The sequence below is a fragment of the Paraburkholderia caledonica NBRC 102488 genome, assembly GCF_000685095.1.
GTDB lineage: Bacteria > Pseudomonadota > Gammaproteobacteria > Burkholderiales > Burkholderiaceae > Paraburkholderia > Paraburkholderia caledonica.
On record NZ_BAYE01000041.1, the window covers coordinates 1 to 19095 of the forward strand.

At 59.8% G+C, this 19095-nt stretch carries 15 protein-coding genes and 2 pseudogenes; 3 read left to right on the forward strand and 14 right to left on the reverse strand.

All coding sequences use genetic code 11. The features are described 5' to 3' along the window. The first annotated feature begins 421 nt into the window (after positions 1–421). On the forward strand, positions 422–694 hold the full coding sequence (locus BCA01S_RS37700) for a DUF3892 domain-containing protein (RefSeq protein WP_084167101.1): 273 nt from the start codon (positions 422–424) through the stop codon (positions 692–694). 71 nt (positions 695–765) lie between these two features. Here BCA01S_RS37700 and BCA01S_RS39715 read toward each other — a convergent pair. From BCA01S_RS39715 to BCA01S_RS33370, 12 genes and pseudogenes are all read right to left on the reverse strand, one after another. Then, positions 766–864: pseudogene (locus tag BCA01S_RS39715) on the reverse strand (type I restriction enzyme endonuclease domain-containing protein); the annotation flags it as partial. Between the two features lie 91 nt (positions 865–955). Beyond that, entirely contained in the window at positions 956–1258 is a 303-nt protein-coding gene (locus BCA01S_RS39585; protein WP_052369597.1) for a DUF3850 domain-containing protein, read from the reverse strand. Beyond that, positions 1258–3474, reverse strand: a complete 2217-nt coding sequence (locus BCA01S_RS33325) for an FAD-dependent oxidoreductase (protein ID WP_027780574.1) — start codon at positions 3472–3474, stop codon at positions 1258–1260. The genes BCA01S_RS39585 and BCA01S_RS33325 overlap by 1 nt, the downstream gene beginning before the upstream one ends. Continuing rightward, the gene (locus tag BCA01S_RS33330) at positions 3464–4090 is read right to left on the reverse strand and encodes a deoxynucleoside kinase (protein ID WP_027780575.1); all 627 of its coding nucleotides are present in this window, start codon (positions 4088–4090) and stop codon (positions 3464–3466) included. The genes BCA01S_RS33325 and BCA01S_RS33330 overlap by 11 nt, the downstream gene beginning before the upstream one ends. Positions 4091–6044: 1954 nt before the next feature. Next, positions 6045–6509 carry an HU family DNA-binding protein gene (locus BCA01S_RS39410; RefSeq protein WP_255218496.1) on the reverse strand — a complete coding sequence of 155 codons (465 nt, stop codon included), beginning with the start codon at positions 6507–6509 and terminating at the stop codon, positions 6045–6047. A 668-nt stretch (positions 6510–7177) separates the two neighbouring features. Next, entirely contained in the window at positions 7178–7519 is a 342-nt protein-coding gene (locus tag BCA01S_RS36210; RefSeq protein ID WP_244146112.1) for a hypothetical protein, read from the reverse strand. A 230-nt stretch (positions 7520–7749) separates the two neighbouring features. Then, a pseudogene (locus BCA01S_RS36215) lies at positions 7750–8969 on the reverse strand (hypothetical protein). Between the two features lie 27 nt (positions 8970–8996). Next, on the reverse strand, positions 8997–9857 hold the full coding sequence (locus BCA01S_RS36220; RefSeq protein ID WP_244146111.1) for a hypothetical protein: 861 nt from the start codon (positions 9855–9857) through the stop codon (positions 8997–8999). 285 nt (positions 9858–10142) lie between these two features. Further along, entirely contained in the window at positions 10143–11303 is a 1161-nt protein-coding gene (locus tag BCA01S_RS33355; RefSeq protein WP_027780577.1) for a PDDEXK nuclease domain-containing protein, read from the reverse strand. Between the two features lie 228 nt (positions 11304–11531). Next, on the reverse strand, positions 11532–11978 hold the full coding sequence (locus BCA01S_RS33360; RefSeq protein WP_027780578.1) for an SET domain-containing protein: 447 nt from the start codon (positions 11976–11978) through the stop codon (positions 11532–11534). 72 nt (positions 11979–12050) lie between these two features. Further along, a complete protein-coding gene (locus BCA01S_RS33365; protein ID WP_027780579.1) occupies positions 12051–12404 on the reverse strand; it encodes a hypothetical protein in 354 nt (117 codons plus the stop codon). Between the two features lie 35 nt (positions 12405–12439). After that, positions 12440–13474, reverse strand: a complete 1035-nt coding sequence (locus BCA01S_RS33370; RefSeq protein WP_027780580.1) for a DNA-binding protein — start codon at positions 13472–13474, stop codon at positions 12440–12442. Positions 13475–13644: 170 nt separating this feature from the next. On the opposite strand from BCA01S_RS33370, the gene BCA01S_RS33375 reads away from it, so the two are divergent. Then, positions 13645–14820, forward strand: a complete 1176-nt coding sequence (locus BCA01S_RS33375; protein ID WP_027780581.1) for a tyrosine-type recombinase/integrase — start codon at positions 13645–13647, stop codon at positions 14818–14820. A 787-nt stretch (positions 14821–15607) separates the two neighbouring features. Further along, positions 15608–16342, forward strand: a complete 735-nt coding sequence (locus BCA01S_RS33385; protein ID WP_027780582.1) for a uracil-DNA glycosylase family protein — start codon at positions 15608–15610, stop codon at positions 16340–16342. A gap of 921 nt (positions 16343–17263) precedes the next feature. Here BCA01S_RS33385 and BCA01S_RS36225 read toward each other — a convergent pair. Beyond that, positions 17264–17725 carry an ASCH domain-containing protein gene (locus tag BCA01S_RS36225; RefSeq protein WP_042320375.1) on the reverse strand — a complete coding sequence of 154 codons (462 nt, stop codon included), beginning with the start codon at positions 17723–17725 and terminating at the stop codon, positions 17264–17266. Between the two features lie 98 nt (positions 17726–17823). Further along, complete coding sequence (locus BCA01S_RS36230) at positions 17824–18411, reverse strand: GNAT family N-acetyltransferase (RefSeq protein ID WP_084167097.1); 588 nt, start codon at positions 18409–18411, stop codon at positions 17824–17826. Between the last annotated feature and the right edge of the window lie 684 nt (positions 18412–19095).

The following is a 19095-nucleotide window of genomic DNA, read 5'->3' on the forward strand; positions in this document are numbered from 1 at the left end:
GGCGATGCATCGCGGCACCCAAGAGCAGCCGACGGTGCAGCAGAGTACCCCAAGTCCCTCCCCATCTGGAGGGGAACGAGCGGACGCAGGTTGGCGCGCACGGCTGAAAGCGTTCTGGCAATGGCTGACTCGCTGACCTCTTGGGGACGAAGCGTAAACTAGCGACGGGACAACTGACAGTGATGGCGAAAAATTGCCATTTTCCGAAGCCTGTTCACGTCCGTGCGTATGTCCGCTTCCGTCAAGGCCGCTTGAGACGGTTTGAGAACATTGCCGGTCGTGGCCGTCCGCTTAACAGCGGAGTTGTTTAGAAAAGCTGGAGTACATATTGCCCCAGCTTGTTTTCCACATCGCAATACGGAAGTAGGGAAGATAATCCATGAGCACAAGCAACACGACGTTCAAATGCGTGGCCAGAAGGATGGAAGGGGGACACGGCCATGAGCACATTACCTTTCTGTGGTGGATTAAAGTAGTTGACGGCAAGGAAACCACGGAGCAGGGCCACTCAACCCGAGAACAAATGGTGGCATTCATCGAAGCCCAAGGTAACAACTCGGTTTGGTGCCCTGACCGGAATCCGAACGTCACGGGAGCCTGGGTGCACACGCATAGCAATGGGCGGATTAAATACGTCCAGACAGTTGCGGACAGCCGTAAGACCGATAATCTGCTTTCGCTTCCACTTCGATAGTTAGGCCCGCGGTCTGGGTGACATTAGCAGCGCCGGCATCTTGCCCACCACGCCCGTACCGCCTTGACTTAATCGAGCGTGCGGCACAGTGAAAATGCCTTGCTCATCGCGAGCGCGTGATCGGCGAAGCGCTTCTTGCCATCCCTCTCGCCAAGCACGAAGTTTGCCGCGTCGCTCCTATGCGGGGGAGTACCATTTTCATTACGCTCTACAACGGCCACGCCGAGTCGACATGCGCTGATGGCTTTCTGCCTGCGAAAGTTATTCAGCAGCTTCGTTGCCAGTAACAGAAGTAATGAGGCGCACGCTCAGGATGCAGAAGTCCCTGTGGAGCGCCTCATCGGACACAGCACATGGCTCCCGTGTTGACGTAATAGAAGTGATCTCCGCTATACAGGTGCGGCCGGTATACCTCGACATCGAAAACTCGTACTCCCGCAGTTCAAGCAGATCCCCGACCTGAAAATCGCGATCATTTCGGCGCAATTCGTGGGTCCGCGTACCGAGTCGAATAGCATCAAAGAAACGAGGCCAACTCTTAAGGACGTGTGTTGTTGTCGACATCAGTCTTCCTGAACGACGAATTCGGAGTAATCAAAATTCAGTTGAAACGGACCGGCTGTGACGGGAGGCTCCACCGTACCAACCTCCTCAAGGACCTCACGGGCGGCGGCGTCGAAGGGGTCGCGCTCGATAGATGAAGTCTCCACCTGGCTGGAGGATCGGACAGGTGGCGCCAAGTTGCTTAAACGTTCAAGCGGCGTTTTTCCGAGTGCCTGAAGACCATCCAAGAAGCCCTTCGCCATCCACACGATGCCCTTAAGGCTTCCATCATCTATAAAAAAATCGTCCGCTTCGCTATCGATATAGATCACGCCTGCGACCGCGCTTGGGGGGCTGTGTAGCCCGGGATCCGTGGGCTCGAGAATTGGAATCGCAATGACGAATCTGACCTTCGTCGACATCAAGCGTGTTGACTCCCTTAGCCGTCTTGACGGCGAAGACATATAGGCGTGGAGCTTCCCAGGGTCAACAGACGGCAAGGAGCGGATAACTCGCCTAGTATAAAACGCTAAGCCAATGGTCCCCATATGGATGGGGAAGGTTCTTCCAATCCCAGACTCGTCTTTCCTCTCTAAGGCGACACCCTGATAGTTACACGCTTGCTGTAAAACTTCCTGGCCGCCAAACGACGCGACTCGATGCAATGTCACTCGTAGCCGCCGGCTTGGGTTGTGCCCGTGACGCAACGCGCCCGCAAGACTCGCGCAAAATGCCGTTGCCATAAGAGCGGTTGGGCCCGGCAAGTATTCCTTTTTCCAAGCGGATTTGGTGCCTTCGGGCAGCCGCTTGGCGTCGTCAGCCCGACCCGGAAAGCCGAAATAGCCTCCGGTCCAATTTGGTATGTGCGGTTGAAGGAAATACCCTCCATCATGCTTCGCCTGCATTTGTTCTATTACGTCATACAGGTGCGGTGACAAGACGCTTTTCAGAACTTCGTCTCGCCGGGTCCCATGACGACGCACCACACGTTCTTCGCTGACCTCGTTCTCGTTCTCGAGGCAATCGGTGCCGCGCGATGACGGGAAGAAGCCGCCGCATTTATACAGGAGGTACACAAGCACCCGGTTTTGGAATGAGATTCTTCGGGTCGCCGGGTCAAAAAGCTCGGAGAATTTCTTTACCTGCAAGCTTAAAATTACCTCTGTGTCTCGCCTCAATCGCTGCGACATGCGCGCGCGCACCGCCTCAAACGCGACTCGGTGGCTAGAACTGACAGTTTCGAGCGCATCGAATAAGCCCTGTTTGGCATCGGGGCCAGTATGCTCGCTCTGAACTCTTCTGAGTTCATCGATCAACGCACGCTCGCCAGAAAAGAGCTCGCCCAAGATGCGATCCTGGCGAAACTGGGAAACACGGAGGCGCAACAGATCCATCATGGCGCCATCGCCTTGCCCAGAAACGACAAATGTATGTCGTTGGCTATCTAGACTGGGTTGAGCGTAAGTCTCGTTTCGCCAGTAGGACTGTGGCGTGTCACGCTTGGTACCAAAACCAACGGCGAGAATGACGATGTCGAATGACTCCGAGCTGCCAGTGTTGACCGATTGATGCCTAGGGTCGCCGTGTCTCGAGTCAGGAGCGTAGGCCGCAATGCCATCTTGCGGATCGCGTTGCTCGCCGACCCATTCAATGCGTAGGCCGTCCCTGTCGCTACCGATTTCATGCACTTGGACGTGCCGCGCATTGCAGTACAAACGCAGCTTACGCTTCGACTGCTCATGCCAGTCGTGATATGCCTTTTTCCACTCACCGAGGATCTGAACGACCACATCGGAGGCGCGCGCCGCAGTCCAGTTAAGCACTGGGAGCAGAGCTGCACCCGATAGGCTGCCAACTGCAGGCCAATCGTAGATGTGTGGATGCAGCCATCGCGAATCACTGCCTTGCTGTAGCGGTAGCAACGTATCGCGCTGCTCAAAAATAGTTATGTCCGCTTCAACATCCTTTCGAAGAAGACCTGCAGCAGCAGTAAGGCCAGCGAAGCCGCCGCCGATGATGGCAATTCGTTCCGCACGTGGCTTCGCCAAATCCTTGCGTGGTGCGACTCGCGAGAGGACCGTACGCTCTTCAATAAGAGACCATATTAAATTCAACGCCCTCGCCTGCTGGTCCAACACCGTCACGCCCGCATCGAACGTACCGAGAACATAAATCTGGTGACCCGGAACCTTGTAGCGCGCAAGCAACTCTTTGGAAGTAGAATTTTTAACGCTCACCGGTCCTCCCGCGAAGCCAGTGTTCAAACAAATTCCGAATGTTCACAAGGTCTGCGTCGTCTCCCACGCGCATTACCTTTGCACTGGGTAGTTGCTGTACAAGCTCGTCCAGGCGATCGGCTGCATCGCTTATTTCAGCTGTTGAAATATTTTCGCCCGCTCGATTGCGCAGTCGGAGTCGCTCCGCGATCGTGCGCTCTGGCGGCCGCAAATGGATGTATCCAAGCGGAGGCCCGACCGACTTCAACAACGCGCCGTGCACCGTTCGGTAAGCGTCAAGGTCATCGTCATTTAGACGCATTGATGCCCAGAGGTCATCAGACGCAAATGACCAATCGCATAAGGCGACGCCATTGTACGAAGCCGAAGGGCACGATGCTGCCAAATAGTGGTGCTGTAGCAAGAACGACAAGTCGTACGCCAAAAAGCCCGTGGCAGCGTTTGCCCCAGGAGTATTCCAGTAGACGTTATGCTCGTGCCGCTCTAGCATCAGCGGCTCACGGCCATTAGATAAGTGCTGTGCGAGGGTCGTCTTTCCGGAACCGAACACGCCCAGAATTTCGATTCGCGAGCACAGCATCGCTTGCCTCTGCGGATGTCGCAGCAGTGTCACCATTTGAGATCGAACCTTCTAGGCTGCATGCGCAGTTAGTTGCGGGTGCGTTTAAGTTGACGCCGTCGCGACAATCAGCCCGCTGTTGAAGGCCGCCTTAGTGGCTGACTGACGCTATGTGCCATGGTACCAAATACATCACCAACCCCAAGGCGGTGCCGAGATGATCCGGCGGGTTTTCCAATGGCACCCAGCTCAAACCGCGCGTTTTCAATGGGCCGCCTGATGATTTACCGTCGAGACGCCGCGAGCCTATAGTTTCACTGTCGGTTGCTCGAGCAAACGGTTGACTCTGTGGATCTAGGCCGCGACTTCGTTGCGCGGCGGCGCCGAACGATTGATTTGTCTGGCGATGAGGCCGTCCGCCGCGGCGCGGACGTAGGATGCCTCGAGGATAGTCCGGATATGGTGTGTTAATTCCGCTTCGATGAACGGCCCTCAGTGAAGCGGAATACAAGCGGGAGCCGTTCAGCACCAGCGTCGACAGCCCTAACCTTCAAGCGTCCGAAGTTGTCCGGTCGTATCCCATCCAATTGACGAAAAGTCGGAAGCGGGACAAAGAGAACGTCCAGCGCGGCTGGCTCGAGAATATGCCGCAATCGACTTCGCTCGCCATCGCGTCAAGAAAGTGTTTGAGAGCCGAGTTGACGACGACAGCAGCCCGGCGACGACTGCTGATGACGCTGCGCTACCAATCTAACATTCTTGCCTTGGCCCATATAAGCAGCTCAATTTCTTCTGAATTCGGATCCATCAAGTCGGCGGTGGCGCCTGCCGAACCAGTCGCACTGTTCACGCCCCAGATTCTCTGATGGGTCACAGTCGTCGAAACAACTGGTCAGCAGGCTGAGGCGGTCGCTGGCCCGCAACCGCATCGCACGGCTCACAGACAAACCCGAGGCGAACCCCGCGCTGGCCGACGCCAGCGCCCTGCCTTCTCTTGCCTGCAAGATCCCGGGTCGCCGGCGACGACCGGAAAGCGCCATGCAGCAAAATCGCCACATCTGATAACTGGAGTAATGACGAGTGGGATTCCCCAAATTCGACCGCCTAAGCTGGTGACGGCAGAGCGAATCAGCATGGCCTGACGTTCGACGGCAGGCACCCAAGATGCTTAGCGCGATTGCCTAAATGGCCCTACAATTCGCCGCCTCGCCGTCATGAAAACAGCGGCAAGGATTCGACGATGGGAATGTGCCGACGTCGCGGCGATGCAGGCCGATTGACCCCCCAGCAGGTTTCGGGCTGGCTGCACCGAGGCGATAGTTCAGATCCAACAGCGCCCTGCATACTGATGGGCGCGCAGGCATCTGCATGAGCGCTAGGTCGAGCCGGTCCAGCAGTTCAACCAACCCGGCCTCCGCTACGCTGTCTCGTGCCCGCTCCCGCTGCTGCATAAGTTCTCTCCGCCGATTGCTCAGACGACGCCTCACTGGGTCGACATCACCGACAATCGTCAGTCAGCGACATCTGGCGTCTCAAAGATATTCGAGGCGTTTCGCCGAATGGGCGCCCTGCCCAGCGGGTTGTGACACATCGATATGAAAGCCCGCCCCCACACCGACCTTGACCGTGCCGCCCACCAACTATCCAGCGGGCTCGACGCCGGACTCGCCGAAAGCCGCAGCCTCTTGGAGACCCCTCTCACGCTGCGTTCGCCAGCATCGACTGACGGCAGCTCACTGCAGCACATCGGCATGCGTACTGGGCCTGGACCTCTTCATCCAGCGGGCCGTCGGTGGCCAGCAGATATTCAATAATCAGTTCTTCGCCCGGCTCAATGGCGCGCAGCGTGTGGATAAAAATCCGTCCTCATCCGATCCGCAGCGAATCGCAGGGCCTGCAGTATGTCGCGGCATCTCGCACTGACCCTACCGGGCCGGCTAGCCGGGGTTCAGGCGCTGCCCGATCACGCCGCGCCATCGGCAGACATCCGGGCGACGGCGTGCGTCCGGTCTCAGGCGCCGTTCACGGCATCCTTGAACGCCTTGCCCGCCGTGAACTTCACTGTCTTCGCAGCCGCGATCTGGATTTCGGCGCCGGTCGCCGGATTGCGGCCGACCCGCGCGGCGCGCGCGCCCGTCGAAAACGAGCCGAAGCCGATCAACTGAACCGCGTCCCCTTTCGTGACCGCCTTCGTCACTGCCCCGATGAAGGCGTCGATCGCCTCCGACGCGGCCGCCTTGCTCTGTCCCGTTGCGGCGGCGACGGCGTCCACCAGTTCCTGCTTGTTCACGTTTCGTCCTTTTCTGGGTTTGCGATGCCGCCACCCTACCCCATCGGTCCATCGGCGTGCAACCCGGACGGCATCCGGCTCCGTCCGGGTGCGAACGCGGCCTGACGTCGCGGCGGCCGATGGTGGCCGCCAAGATGCCCAAGGGCGGGATTGCCGTGCACCAGTGTTGATAACTGCTATTACCATTACTGCGTTTAATGGCCAGAATCCCGGGTTCTCGTACTCAACCTCAGGCCCGGCCGGCCGTTCCGCAAACTCTTTTCAACGCTTTTCGTCCCTGCTCATGGCCAACCGTTCTCTGCCCCTCACGATGTCCCGCGCCTATACCCGCACCGACTTCACAACGCTGCGGGCGTTCGTTCAGCGTCGTGCAATGAAGCGAAAGTAGATGCGTTTTGGAAGTAAGAGTAGAAGCAGGCAGGCTGGGCGCAAGTGGTCCCCGTCGCCCACCCAGACGGTCGTCATCTCCGTTCCGTTCGAACCCTATTCACCGCCGCGTGCGCAGAGCCCCGGCAACTTTACGCCCGATCCGTCATCGCTACGTTGCGGCCCTGTCGGTGGAACCGCTCTGTTCGTTTTTCTTTCCCGCCGCTCATTGCGCCGGGCTTCCGCCCGCTTCATGACTTCTTCCAGAGATTTCACGTGTTCAGGCGTAGCACGACCAAAGCGCCTGCTATAACAGTGCGCGATAAATTCTGCGAGGGGGCGCTTCCACGGCTCCTGCTGCCCGTTAGCCAGGGATCCGAATTTTCGGGAATTCAATCCCAGTTCGCACGCCATCTGGATATGAGCACGGCTCAATCTGAAACGCTACCTCGCTCCAAACCACGGTTGAAGTTTCGATGGTATCGGCATCAGTGTTCAACTCTGCGCCAGCTTTCGGCGGTCAACCGCTCCACCGCCACGTAATAACGCGCCCGTGAAGTCGCAGCATCGTCGTTCTGATCTGTCCTCAAAATATCAAACAGATGCTCTGCGACGATTGAGCCGATCGCGTGAACCGCGTCGTGTCGCGTAAGCCCTTCTTTCCCGAGGCGATCCATCGCCCGGACCACGGGCTCAAGGTTCAGGGCGATCTGGTTTTCGACGATCGCGTGTAGTGCAGCGTGTGCCGTGACGTTGGGAAGCTCGATCCGGGCGACCCGGTGATACGTTTCTACGAGAGCAATTCGCTCCTGTTCGTCGAGTTCGACCATGATCCAGGTTCGGGCGCGCACCCGGGGTTGTACTCTTCCATGATGCAAGTCCTGTGCTGACTTCTGCCTGTCGTAAAACTGCCATTTCCAGCCGCTTTGCGCTTGAGCCCCGTCACCGGCGGCGAAACGGGCGCCGTCCCACACGACCGGGAGCGACCCGTTGATGACAACATGCCGCGAGCCGGGCCGTGCAGAAACCGTCCATCCCGTCGCTGGATGCATCGCGCACGCTATGCCGCCCAATGAAACGCCAGCACCGTGGCGACGAACGAATGCCCCGGAATGGCCGCAAACCGCTCCCGCAGACGCCTGTTGAGCTCGTCACGTTCCATGCCGGAAGCAAGGGCCGCCTCCGCCAGCGCGCCGTAAGCATCCAGCACGTCGCGCTACCCGTGATTTCGTAACCGAAGCCTGCAGCCATCCAGTGCAGCGCTGCCGTGCCACAGGCCACCGCGAATGCAGGTTTTCGCTGCGCGAAATCGCGTGCTGCTCGCGTCAGGGTTCGCGGGTCGGTGGCGCCGCGCATCGCGAGCGACGCCGCCAGATCGAGCAGGCCGGCGTCCTTCGCGGCGGCGAACCATTTCCCCTCAGCGCCGGGACTGCTCGCGACCAGGTCGCGAAGAATGCTGTCGGAACTCCTGTCCGGATATTTTTTTGCGATGGCACGGAATGTCGCGAGATGCGTGGTGGCCTGATTGGCCTCGATTGCGTAACGCCGATAGGCCTCGTCCATCATGCCCGACGACAGAAGGATCGCTTCGCATTTGCGGGCGATGGCGGCAGTGGGCGCATTCAGCCCCCTCGACGCTTCCGCGTAACGCAGTGCTTCAGCCGGACGATTTAATGCGATCAGTGCGTCCACCCCGTACTGGCGAAACCCCCACCAGTTCAGGCGCGCGCCATTCACGAGGGCGAGCAGTTCCTCATGGCGCCCGGCGGCATTCAGCGCGCTGAGGCAGGCGGTGGTACCCGCGAAATGCTCGCCCAGACCTTCAGCGCCCATCACGCGCGCTGTTATCGGCAACAGCCGGTCTGCCCATGCGCACGCGATGGCGGGCGAGGCGCATAGGTCACCCCAGCGATCGCCCAGCTGTTCGATATACGGCATCGGGTCATCCTGGAGCGCGTCGAACAGCCGATCCAGCCATCGCATCCGGACCGGAGCGGGCACGTCCACCCCGGCAATGACCGGCACAAGCGCGTCGATTGCGCGATTCACGGCGGTGCCAATTGCCCCCGACGAGCTGTCTACGTGTTCAAGCGCCGGCGAAAGCTTTTCGAGCAAAGCGACCGCGCCGTCAGCAGCGAGAACAGGATCGGCACGGGCGATCTGCCGGATCTCCGCCAGCGCTTCTTTCAGCCGCTGGATCGGCAACGCGGATTTCCAGCCGAAGGCGCCACGCCGGAACCGCGTGGCGAAAGTCCATTTGTGAGAGGTTGTGCGTGTCATGCTCCGGGGTGCCAGCTCAGCGCGTCTTCATATAGGCGGCGTACAGCGCCGTGTTGAGCACCTGCAGTTCGCGCCGGGTTCCAGCAGTTCGTGACGCCGGCCCTGACGCTCCAGGCTGAGTAACTGGAGCATCACCTTCGCCGCCCGCTCGGGCGCATTGCGTCGCGAAGGCTCTGCCTGTTTGAACAGCGGCGCGAGGCCAGCCTTTTCCGTGAGTACCCACGCCGGAAACCATGCAGGATCGTCAATGTCGCCGGCGCCGTCAAACGACGTATCGAAGGCGCGCCGCAACGTCTTGACGCACGCGTCGCCAAGCCGGCTCAAAAGCTGGTCGAACCGGGATGGCGAAAGCCACGCAAGTTCCACCAGCAATGGCCAGGCCGCGTTCAGGCCATCGAGTCGGTAACGTGCCTCCGTCATCCAGCAAAGCGGCGCTGGAATCCGTCGCCACGACGCGATGCGCGATATCGCATCGGACGCCTCGGCCCACCGCGCAGCAAGCAGGAAGAGCGGCGCCGCATGCGAATCCGCGTGGTCCGCACGGAAAGGCAGCGCAGCGGCGCGTCCGGCCAGTTCTGCCCAGAGCGGTGCGAGCCAGGTGGCCCCGCTCTGCCTCGGAAACACATGCGCGACTGCGGGCTGGACTTCGTGAGATAGCGCCTGGCGAGCCTGCAGGGCGGCTTCGTGACGGTCAAACGGTACCGTCGATCGACCCTTGAGGGCATTGACGATCGAACCGAAATACACCGGGGCGAAATCGTCCGCATACTCGTCCGCAAGGGCCTGCAGCGCACGCCGCGCGCCCGCGGCATCGTACCGCTGCAACGCTGACAGGACGTCATTGCGCAGCATCACGTCGCGGCTGTCGTTGAAAATGTCGAGCTGCATCCGTTGGGTTCGGAACAGTGGCTCGTCAGGCTGACGAGATTAATCCATTTGACCGTGCTTCTCAATTTTCTGCGGTGCTCATCGACTGACTCGACGATTGCGCGCCGACCGCTCGCGTCGGCGACCACACGCACTGTGTCATGCTCTGGTTCGCATCCTGTACGGTTCGCCGAATCGCTAACGAGATGCATTTCCGCACTCAGGTTGCCATGGTAACAAGCAGTCCGTCTCTGGATGGTTGTTGATGATTAGCCGGGCGTGACGCAATCGTGAAGCTACGCCCTGTCACGACAGTTGGCCGTCTGAACCGTCAGCGCCCTCTTCCGACCGATGTTGGGCCTCCCATGCACGTCGAGTTCTGGCCAGTTCGTCGGCGAGAAGTTTTTCATCCGGCAGGACCATATGGTACTCAGCCGCCAGCACTTTGTTTGGCAACCCTTCCAACGCATAACGCGCCACCGCGGCATTCGTTCGCGCACACAGGATCAGCCCGACGGGCGGGTTCTCTCCTGGCAGGGTCCAGTGCTCGCGCGCGTAATTACAGTACATGTGCATCTGACCCACGTCGGCGTGATTGAGCTCGGTGAGCTTGAGATCGACAATAACAAGACATCGCAGACGCCGATGAAAGAACAGAAGATCTACCCGGAACCAACTTTCACCGATCCGAAGGCGACGCTGGCGGCCGACGAACGTAAAATCGCCACCCAGCTCAAGAAGAAAGTCTTCGAGCCGATGGACCAATGCCTCCTCCAGTTGACTTTCTGAATATTCGTCCTTGAGATCCAGGAACTCAAGGACATAAGGATCCTTGATTGCCTCCTCTGCGGTCACGAGGTCGCCCGGTTCCGCCTTGCCCGCCTTCTTTAGCATCGCCGGCCTGTTCTTCGACAGCATCGCACGGGTGTGAAACTGGCTGCTGATCTGCCGATCCAGTTGTCGCACGCTCCAGCCGCCACGAAGCGCTTCAGCTTCGTAAAACGCTCTTTCTTCAACTGACCGGGTTCGCCGCATGAGGTGGATGTAATGCGTCCAGGACAGCTGGAATGTTGTCGCGAGCTGGTCGAGATCGAAATTCCGAATCGGCGATTCGGAATTTCCTGGATGGCCTGTGGGCGTAGATTTCCGAATCAGTGATCCGGAAATCGCGGCTGGCGGGTAGGTCTGGTAGAACATCCTCATCAGCTCCAGATTGTCCACCCCAAACCCCCGCCCGAAGCGGGCTGTCAGGTCGACCGACAGCCGCTCTAAAAGGGCCTGACCGTAGGTGGCACGGCCCTCGCCGCCCTGGCTGAATTCGACAATACGGCGACCAATCTCCCAGTAGGTCGCCGTCATCAGTGCGTTGACACTTCGGGCCGCAGCGCGACGACCGTGTTCCAGAAGCGCAACGATATCGCCGTGTATGCCGCTGTAATCGGCGCCGCTTAATGCGATATCAGTCATTGGTACTGTCAGCAGGGTAGTTTCAGCGTTAATAAGTTCACGGTGGACATCGACTACCATGGTGTTGCTATCCACAGCACTCAGTCCATCGGAAATCCAGGTTGGCAAGCGATCGGCTCGAAATCGCCCGTTGGGCACTTGGCGCCACGTTGCCGATCTTTCCGATCCACATGTGGCAGGGCCGCCATTGCGACCAGCACCGGGCTGCGGTTGACGGGTCGACGCATGCTAAACGCTCGCCGTGGCCAGCATCGAACCGGTACACCGTTTCGTCCCACAGTGGCAGGCATAGTCGGCGGCCAACTCGGGCGTGACCGCTTCATCGATCGTGAGTCCATAGGCGATACAAAGCTCATCGCCCGGTTTCACCGCTCTGATCGTCTCGATGAAAACCCGGCCCCGCTCGTCCTCGACCGCCTCGCAGTTCGGCTGGCAGGAGTGGTTCAGCCAGCGGGCGCTGTTGCCGCCGACGCTGCCGTCGATCACGCGCCCGTCAGCCAGTCCGAAAATGAACGTGTGGCCCCGCAGTCCGGACCGCCGGTGCCTGGCCGATGCCCGTCGCCACGATGTCACCTCACCGCGATATTCGAAGATTCGCTGGCCGGCCGGAATCGCCTGCAGCGCGAAGACGCCTCGCCCATGAACCGATGATTTCCTGACCGTCACGCGCCGCACTTCCGACTCCTGATCCGTTAAAGGTTGCGAGCATAGCGAGCCGCGTGCTGCGCGGCAACCGGGACGGTCGTGTCAGAACAACCGGGTCTGCCTGGGGTCGCGTGGCGGGGGGCGGGATACGTCAGTGCGGCAGGCCGGTCGGCGCTTACCGCTCCTGGCTCCGACCCGCTGCAGCCGCGCCAGCATCAGGCATTCGCCTGCGCCATCGTTGAAGCGCAGCTCGAACACGCCGGTTTCGCCGGACGGACATGGCGCCGTTGCGCGGAACGATAGGCGCAAGCCTCGCCGTTTCGCCCGGGCAATCATCTGCGTGCGGCTCATGCCTGACCAGCAATCCGCCATGAAGAGCGTCACTATCGCGGGCAGGGACTCATGCGCGACGCCCTGTGGAAGCGTCAGTCCGGCGAGCAGGTAGAGATCAGCCATGCAGCCCATTTCCCTGGTGGCAAGTACCTTTGCGTTTATACCGCTTTTTTGCGACGCGTTGCTGGTTTGGCAGTCGGCACGGCGCGGGACGAACGGGTAGAACGCGATGTCTTCGGGACTGCAGCAGGGATACCCGACTGCCTGGCTTCCCGCGCACGCGTTTCCGCTTCCCGCAGCGTCATCATCTCCGCCTGCAATCGCAGGTTCTCCGCCTGAACAGCATCCAGCCGCCCCTGCAACACGCCCGCCTGATGACGCGCGTCGCCCAGTTGCGCCTGCATGGTTTCCAATGCACGGCGGTGCTCGTCGTCCTTCCGGTCCGCCCGGCGTGTGGCGTCGTCGAGCTCCTTCTGCAGCTTCGTTGCGGTATTTCGCTCGCGGTCAATCTCCAGCAGGGCGCGCTTCTCGGTCGCGCGGAGCCGATCTTCCGCGCGCTCAGCCGCTTCACGCTGCTTCTCCAGATCGCTCGAAAACCCTTCCCTCACTTCCACCAGCTCGCGATCCCGCGCAGCCAGCGCCGACCTGGTCCGCTCAACTTCTGCCTCCAGCGCCTGCCGCTGCGCGTGACCTTCCGCCTGTGCCTTTTCGAGCTCCCGAACCTCGACCTGCGCGGCCAGCAGGGCGGCGGTGCGCTGCTCCAGCGCCGTCTCTACGCGACCCAGTTCGTCGCGGGCGGCGATGACCGACTGCTGCGCGTCGGCCCGCTGCGCCTCGACCTCGGTGCACAGCGTGTCGAGCGCGGCTTCGGCCGACGCAGTGGCGCGCGTCCAGAGGGTCGCGACCAGTTCACCGGCGGCCGCACCGAGATCGGCAGGCAGGTCCGGGTGCTCGATACGCACCCGGCTCTTCTCGCGCAGCTCCGTCCAGAACTCGCCGAGCACCTGAGTCGGCGTACTCATGCTGCCCCGCCTCACCAGCTGGTACAGCCGGTTCGCGGTCGGCGTGATGCCATGGCGGAAGAACAGCAGCGCGCAGACCTCACGGTATAGCTCGCGCGTTTTGGGGAATTCCGCCTTCAGGCGCTCGAGCTCGGCGGCCAGCGCTGCGTCGGGGGACAGGACGTCACTCATGAGAATTTCCACCGGTGAATCTGTGTGGATATTACTACGTAAACCGTCTCATCCCTAACGCACGGCTCGCTCAATTTTGACATTAATCCTATAATGTTGAATTTATGCAGCCGGTTGCGCATATCACTACGCCCAGACCAGCAGCCCGGGCCGCCCCCCGCCTCCCGATCATGACCACGACCTTGCCCACCCCGCGCCCGATCGATGCGCTTGACCTGTCGCCCGACCTCGATGGCCGTCACGGCACGAACCGCGCCAACGGACGCATGCAGGTCGCCGCTGACACCGATCTCGACGCGCTTCGCGCGTGGCTCGCCCGCTTTGCCGACACGAAAACCACGTTTGACAACTACCGCAAGGAAGCCGAACGGCTGCTGCTGTGGTCGGTCCTGCAGATGGGCAAACCGCTCTCCTCGCTCACGCACGAGGACCTGCTGATCTACCAGCACTTTCTCGCCGATCCCCAGCCCGCCGCACGGTGGACCGCTGACGGCGGGCGCAAGCATCCCCGCCACGATCCGCGCTGGCGGCCGTTCTACGGCCCGCTGTCCGCAGCGAGCCAGCGCCAGGCCATGGTGATCCTCAACGTCATGTTCGCGTGGCTCGTGCAGGCCGGCTATCTGGCCGGCAATCCGCTGTCGCTCTCGCGTCAGCGCGCCAGACGGGCCCGGCCGCGCATCGTCCGGTATCTGCCGCCCGAGCTGTGGCTCGAGGTCAAGACGTACATCCAGGGCATGCCGACGCAGACCGGTCGCGAGCGCGAACACCACGCACGCGTGCGCTGGCTCTTTACCCTGCTTTATCTGGGCGGTCTGCGGATTACCGAGGTGGGTGAGAACACCATGGGCCGCTTTTTCCGGCGCGCTGACGAAAACGGCACGGAACGCTGGTGGCTTGAAGTGATGGGCAAAGGTGGCAAGGAGCGCCTGGTACCCGCCACCGCGGAAATGATGACGGAACTTGGCACCTACCGGCGGGTACGCGGACTGCCCGCCCTGCCCTCGCCCGGCGAGGACACTCCACTCGTGCTGCCAATTGGCCAGTCGCTCAAACCACTCACGCGCGCAGCTCTGCACCGGATCGTGAAGGATGTTTTTAGCGGTGCTGCCCAATCCCTGCGCGCCCGCGGTGAAGACCATGCGCAGCGCGCGGACCGCCTGGAACAAGCATCGGCACACTGGCTGCGGCACAGTGCAGGATCCCACATGGCTGACCAGCTGGTCGATCTGCGACTCGTGCGGGACAACCTAGGGCATACGTCACTGACGACCACCAGTCTGTATCTTCACGTCGACGACGATCGACGGCATCGCGAGACCGACGAGAAGCACCGCATTAGCTGGTGACAGAAAGCCGCCAGGCCCTGGCGCCTTATCTGGAAATCGTCGGCTGCGAGCCTCACCGGTTCGCTGCCACGCCGGCTTGTCTTGCGGCAACCGCGATAATGCGGCGCCATCCATCAGCGAAACGCCTTGAGCACCGGGCCACGTCAGCGTCAGCCGGCAACCTGAGTCGCGCTTCGAGCGCCTGTCGTGTAATCGACAGCCGGTCCTGTTTTGGAGCCCGGTCAGGTGAAACAAAACCTCATGCCGCTCTACCGCGGCGTAGATTGCGCCCGCGCCTGCGTTGGCTGGAGGCCGGGTCTGCCGTTGAGGGAGACGCAGATGTGCCAGACGGTTAGTCGCATGTTCGCAATCGACACGGATTTCCAGAGTGAGCCTTAACGACAGACAACTTTCAGAACCATGCAAAGACGCGGTCACCTGACACAAAGTGCCGCTGTCGAAGACGGCGCTTGCCCCCTATCCGGTATCGTTGCGGGGTCATTCAGATTTGCGTTTGCGCTAGGTGATCGGCGGAACTTCGACCCACAAGGGACGGTCGATTTACCTCAGAACGGACGCTCAACGGGCACTCCACCAGAGCAGCTATGCTGGAATCTCAGTCCGTAGCAACGACGTCCGGCTTCACGGTTTTTACGCGCTGCATCTCAGGAGACAGTCGAGGAAATCCAAAGCGGACAACCGTGGATCAGCCGACATCCGATCCACTTATGCCACAACTGCCGCGAAATCTAGAGCTGACGGCAAAGGCTGGTCCGCCGCGCCATGGCAAAGTATCCGGTGAAAAACCATGCTTAAACGCGACGTACAAGCGGTCTTGGATTCTTACTATGCAGATGCGCTTGCCGTGGCAAAGCCCGGCTTTATTCAACATTTTCGCGAGCTGTCGGCGCCGTTTCTCCTTAGCGTATCTCAGGCTTACCTCGATGCGCCCGTCCGCGTGATGTTCATCGGGAAGGAAACTAACGGTTGGTGTGGCAAGCTAGGAGCCTTCTACGAACGTTCTGACAGGATCGAGATCGCGAAAGCTCGCTACGAGAGTCAACACTCCCGTGGTACAGGTCGTAGTGAGTTGTTGCGGCAGTGGAAGCGGTTCGCTAATGCGTTCGCACGAGGCGATCGAGCGGCTGTTTGCTGGAACAATCTAATGAAGATGGACTGGTACCGCCCGAAGCGCGGCTTTTCTCGAACCTCGATTGATCATTCCGCGCATTTATTCAATTACTCGGTGGCGGCCGTCCAGTTTGAGATCGAGCTGCTTAAGCCAGATCTAATCATCTTCGGTACCGGCCACGCGTACGATTGTGCTCTGAAAGCTGTCCTGCCGACCCGTCAGAATGTGAAGGTTGAGCCAAAGGCGCTGTGGCACTTCCAGTCAAATGGCATCGAGTGTTTTAGGACATTTCATCCAGGTGCGCGGGATAAGCACGCCCCAAGACCAATCAAAGAGTACTACCAGGAGGTAATCGACACCGCGTCGAAGGCGTTTGCTGTGCGCCTATCGATGCCGAATGCTTCGCCATAGGCTGCCGTTGTCTCAACGTTCTTCCGCACGGTCGTACAGCGTACTGATGCTGTGTTGACGAGCCGGAACGCGGCCCATCCGTTACGCCTCATGCTCACGCGTCGTCTAGTCGCTTGAACAGCTCTTTGTGCTGAGAGTAGATAACGGCAAGTCGAGACCCGTAGCCACCTTCCAAATATCCTTTCGTTCCCGCTGGCTTGCGGGCCGCCCGGCACTCTACTTGTCGTCTTTGGACGAGTTTTATCCGTACACGCTGCTTCATGACTTGTCCGATGTAGTGGGAATCGGCCGGTCGATTGTGCGCGATTCACGGCCCCGTGTCGAATAACCGTTCTTGGCCGACTGGTGCCCGATGCGGTCAACTGAAGCCGTTTGGGGAGCGTGCCTCTCGGCACCGAAGCACTCAGCTATCTGCGCTCAATTCGAGCAGCGGATTGACTATTTTCAGGACGTCTGCAACGCCTACAACTCTCGAACCCTCAACTACTTCAACGCGTCGACCGAGCCAAAACGTGTGTGGGTATGCTCCAGGCGATAATAGCCAAACCTCCGCCTCACATTGCTGCCCGGTGCAGACGCCAGTGGCGTCCACGAATTCGTGGTGTGCAGATGACCAGTAGTCAGTGCGCACCTTGTAGATCGGACGATAGCCTGAAACGACCTCCTTCAACGAACCGTCTGATCGATGCTCTGTTAGGGAGAAGTTCACAATCAGGTCGGGCGGACGAGGTGGGCGGGACATAAACTGATTCGCAGTAGCGGGGGTGTTGAAACGGCGATTGTCATCGATTTAGCTCGCCGCGTCGAACGTCCCTTCCTGGCGGGTGAGGGCCCTGCATACGCGGAACATGCTGCGAGTGGCGGCACGCGTTCCGGGCTTGATGCTTGGTACCGAGGGCAGCGGTCGTTCGGATCGCGTATTCAACCGAAAGTGTAAAGGACCTCGAATCTCTCACACACGAGAGGCATCGATTTATCAACCGTCCGGCCAATTCGCTTGCACTCGTCGGTGAAGAATCTCCAGTGCTCTGTTTGCCAATGCGATAACGAGCGGTCACCTTCGCCTTCGCTAGCTGCGAAATCGGCGGTCACAGCGTCAAACGGCACGATCTCCACCTCCGTGGCTCGTCGAACAAACGTTGGCTGACCATGCCAGTCAAGCACGATCTCCATATCCCCGACCGCAGGAAGTGTCGTACCGTCGAAACCCCAAGACCAAACCAAGCTGCAAGTACCGCGCTTTACGCCAGTCAGGATGAGTTTGATCAGCGATTCTGAAAGCGCCTCTGAATCTCCGAAACTGCCGATTCCGACGTTACCTTTCGGTAGATGTACGCCTCGCTCGGCCAACTCAGCGATTAACTCATCTACATTCTTGTCCATGCGACAGAGTCCTGTTCATTGCGCCCGCTATATCGGGGCACCTAGCCGCCGATTGTCAACCATCTATCCGGTGCTGTCGAACGTCTCAAAGTGACCGATCAGCGAACGCGGCCATTGATACCATTGGATGTCGCACGATAAGCGGGCGCTAAGGGCGTTTCCGTTGCCTCACCAAATCCATTGGCGGCCATATCCGCCGAAGTCTGAACCCGCTTTCCCATCTCGAACGCACGAATCTCATAGCCAAGTTCCTGGTACAAATCGACGGCCTGTTCGTTGAACTCCCAAACGGCCAGTCTCATGTCGGCGGCACCGCGCTTCCGCGCCCACTCTTCTGCGAGCTTCATGAGAGCGCTGCCGACCCCGCGCCCCCTCATTTGTTCCGAGACAGCGACGGAGCCGATGCGACCAACGACCATCGGCTGCAACATTGGGCTTATCGGCTTCACCATCTGAACCGTAATGAAGCCGACCGCTTTGCTGCCAAGCTCGGCAAGAAACGTCGCTCGATCTTCTTCCTGAAGGCTAGAAAGCCAGTGTGGTTTGTCCCGACCGAACTCCGTAGTGGCATTCGCATAAATGTCGGGGCGCGCCAGGTGGTGGACCGCGTTCAAGATTTGACCCAGTTCGCAGATTGTCAAAATGTCGTCGATAGTTGCGCGTCGATAGCTTATCGGGTCGGTCATCTTCAGCTCTTGATGGTGGAGAAATAAAAAAAGGCGCCTTAGGCGCCTTGGTCGTTTGCACACGGAGTTGGACCAGTGAGGTCGAATCGATGCTATGGACGTAACGAACCACGGCGCAATGGCTTGCGACCGTGATAATGATGAGATTGGCTCGGGACGTTACGGAGTTCCATGCGGCCTATATTGGCACATTAAATTTAATTTGTGAACCGATCGACGTGTCTTGGCGGCCAAGGCTCACTCTCGGGGAGCGGAACAAGCGCCGCACACTCTCATAGATTGTTAGCGATCTGGGCACTAAGGTCGAGTGTCTCCAACTGGCCGACTGTACGCATTCGTCGCCTTCGCCGAACCCGTGCCAACGGCGAACGCGCCGAACCGACCCAAAGCGGCCAGGCTGAGGCGTCCGATCACGGACGTTCGGAACGTTGACTACTGCAACGCCCAACGCCAGTTTCCCGCATAGTCACGCTCCACAGTTTCAAGCGACTGAAAACTGAACATGAGACGTTGGACAATTGCATCTGGGCACTCGCGCGCCCGGAACACCGCCTTCAATTCCTTAAGGAGCGTTTCGTCTCCTCTCAGTAGGTCGCGCTCCGCATCTGTCTTTGTTTCGAAAAGGAACCATGGCCGCGTTGGCTCAAGGTCGAGCGCAGTTACAATACAATCCGCTACGTAACG

What these genes read in the sequence shown, in the direction of transcription:
- BCA01S_RS37700 (WP_084167101.1), top strand. Translation starts at nt 422, where the DNA reads ATGGAAGGGGGACACGGCCATGAGCACATTACCTTTCTGTGGTGGATT.
- BCA01S_RS39585 (WP_052369597.1), bottom strand. Translation starts at nt 1,258, where the DNA reads ATGTCGACAACAACACACGTCCTTAAGAGTTGGCCTCGTTTCTTTGAT.
- BCA01S_RS33330 (WP_027780575.1), bottom strand. Translation starts at nt 4,090, where the DNA reads ATGGTGACACTGCTGCGACATCCGCAGAGGCAAGCGATGCTGTGCTCG.
- BCA01S_RS39410 (WP_255218496.1), bottom strand. Translation starts at nt 6,509, where the DNA reads ATGGTAATAGCAGTTATCAACACTGGTGCACGGCAATCCCGCCCTTGG.
- BCA01S_RS36210 (WP_244146112.1), bottom strand. Translation starts at nt 7,519, where the DNA reads ATGGTCGAACTCGACGAACAGGAGCGAATTGCTCTCGTAGAAACGTAT.
- BCA01S_RS36220 (WP_244146111.1), bottom strand. Translation starts at nt 9,857, where the DNA reads ATGCAGCTCGACATTTTCAACGACAGCCGCGACGTGATGCTGCGCAAT.
- BCA01S_RS33355 (WP_027780577.1), bottom strand. Translation starts at nt 11,303, where the DNA reads ATGACTGATATCGCATTAAGCGGCGCCGATTACAGCGGCATACACGGC.
- BCA01S_RS33365 (WP_027780579.1), bottom strand. Translation starts at nt 12,404, where the DNA reads ATGGCTGATCTCTACCTGCTCGCCGGACTGACGCTTCCACAGGGCGTC.
- BCA01S_RS33370 (WP_027780580.1), bottom strand. Translation starts at nt 13,474, where the DNA reads ATGAGTGACGTCCTGTCCCCCGACGCAGCGCTGGCCGCCGAGCTCGAG.
- BCA01S_RS33375 (WP_027780581.1), top strand. Translation starts at nt 13,645, where the DNA reads ATGACCACGACCTTGCCCACCCCGCGCCCGATCGATGCGCTTGACCTG.
- BCA01S_RS33385 (WP_027780582.1), top strand. Translation starts at nt 15,608, where the DNA reads ATGCTTAAACGCGACGTACAAGCGGTCTTGGATTCTTACTATGCAGAT.
- BCA01S_RS36225 (WP_042320375.1), bottom strand. Translation starts at nt 17,725, where the DNA reads ATGGACAAGAATGTAGATGAGTTAATCGCTGAGTTGGCCGAGCGAGGC.
- BCA01S_RS36230 (WP_084167097.1), bottom strand. Translation starts at nt 18,411, where the DNA reads ATGACCGACCCGATAAGCTATCGACGCGCAACTATCGACGACATTTTG.